The sequence below is a fragment of the Pseudomonas sp. P4_C8 genome (genome assembly GCF_056401975.1).
Genome location: NZ_JBFUIH010000102.1, coordinates 1 through 1,981 on the forward strand (window position 1 = coordinate 1; position 1,981 = coordinate 1,981).

Below are 1,981 nucleotides of genomic sequence, written 5' to 3' on the forward strand. Positions count from 1 at the left end.
TGCTAGAAAACATTGACCCCAGGTCAGACCGTCGCGGATTGATGCCTGCGCTCCTACCGGCCTTCGAGGCCTGAATGTAATCGGCATACCGTGAGCTCAACCAATGTTGGCCAGAAGCCAAAGATGGCTTCCTCGAATAGGCCTTATACATAGATGCAACCGGGTAGCAGTGTTTGAAAAGCAGGTAGACAGTGGGGGCGAGTCCATACATAGGAGTGAGCCTGCTCGCGATAGCGGACTCACATTCAACACTTTTGTTGATAGACCCACCGCCATCGCGAGCAGGCTCGCTCCTACAGGGGTTTTGTGTTTGGGTCAGTGACCAGAGGCAGCCGGCCCAGCCTTCGCCGCAAACGGCGGTTTCGCCAGCCATACAATCAGAATCAGCCCAATGAACCCCCACCCCAGCAACGTGAAGTAATCCACGGTGGAGAGCATGTACGCCTGACTTGTCAGTACATGATCCAGCTGCGCATACGCCGGATTCCCCGCCCCGCCCAGCGTGTTAAGTACATCGCGGGTTGCCGGGTCGAACGTGGTGATGCTTTCGCTCAAATACGCGTGATGCTGATCCGCCCGGCGAATCCAGATCCACGTGGTCAGCGACGCCGCAAAACTACCGCCCAACGTGCGCAGGAACGTCGCCAGGCCTGCGCCGTCGGCGATCTGGTTCGGCGGCAGGTCCGACATCAAAATGCTCAATGTCGGCATAAAAAACAGCGCCACGCCAATGCCCATGAACAGTTGCACCAACGCGATGTGCTGGAAGTCCACGTCATTGTTGAACCCGGCGCGCATGAAGCAGCTCAGGCCAATGGCCAAAAACGCCAGCCCAGCCAGCAGTCTCAGGTCGAACTTGTGCGCGTACTTGCCGACAAACGGCGACATCAGCACCGGCAGAATCCCGATCGGCGCCACCGCCAGGCCGGCCCAGGTCGCGGTATAGCCCATTTGGGTTTGCAGCCATTGCGGCAGGATCAGGTTGATGCCAAAGAATCCGGCGTAACCCAGCACCAGCACCAACGTACCGATGCGGAAGTTGCGGTAGGCGAACAGCCTCAGGTTCACCACCGGGTGCTGGTCGGTCATTTCCCAAATCACGAACACCGCCAGCGCTATCACGGAAATGGCCGCGCCAATCAGGATGAAGTTCGACTCGAACCAGTCCAGGTCATTGCCCTTGTCGAGGATAATCTGCAATGCACCGACACCAATGATCAGCGTGATCAACCCCACGTAATCCATCGGCTGGCGACTGGTTTCCACCGGGCGCGCCTTGAGTTGCTGGCGCACCACCATCACCGCAAAGACCCCGATCGGTACGTTGATGAAGAAAATCCACGGCCAGCTATAACTGTCTGTAATCCAGCCGCCGAGGATGGGCCCCGCAATCGGCGCCACTACCGTGACCATCGCCAGCAATGCCAGGGCCATGCCACGCCTCGCGGGGGGATAGACCGCGATCAGCAACGTCTGGGTCATTGGGTATAACGGGCCGGCCACCAGTCCTTGTAGCACCCGAAAACCGATCAGCTCCGGCATCGACGTCGAGATGCCGCAGAGAAACGAAGCCAGCACAAACAGTACCGTGGCCCAGAGAAACAGCTTCACTTCACCGAAACGGCGGCTGAGCCAACCGGTCAGCGGCAGCGCAATCGCGTTGCTCACGGCAAACGAGGTAATCACCCACGTGCCCTGCTCCGAACTCACGCCCAGGTTGCCGGAAATGGTCGGCAGCGCCACGTTGGCAATGGTCGTGTCGAGCACCTGCATGAAGGTCGCCAGCGACAGGCCGATGGTGCTGAGCAACAGGCTGGGCGGCGTGAAAGAGGCGTTATTGCTCATCGCGAATCCTTTGAAACCGGGTGGGCGCAGCGCCCTTTAGCCAGGCGCCGTCTACCTTGTGGGAGTGAGCCTGCTCCGGGCGGCGTTCCGACGATGGCGGATTAACATTCAACATCTTTGTTGATTGATCCACCGC

The 1,981-nt window shown here is 59.1% G+C and carries 1 protein-coding gene; it reads right to left on the minus strand.

Translation table 11 applies throughout. The features are described from left to right. Positions 1 to 315: 315 nt before the first annotated feature. Positions 316 to 1,845, minus strand: a complete 1,530-nt coding sequence (locus AC1DWM_RS30025; RefSeq protein WP_477796875.1) for a DHA2 family efflux MFS transporter permease subunit — start codon at positions 1,843 to 1,845, stop codon at positions 316 to 318. Positions 1,846 to 1,981: the final 136 nt, after the last annotated feature.

Coding starts and splice junctions, on each gene's coding strand:
- AC1DWM_RS30025 (WP_477796875.1), bottom strand. CDS start 1,845: ATGAGCAATAACGCCTCTTTCACGCCGCCCAGCCTGTTGCTCAGCACC.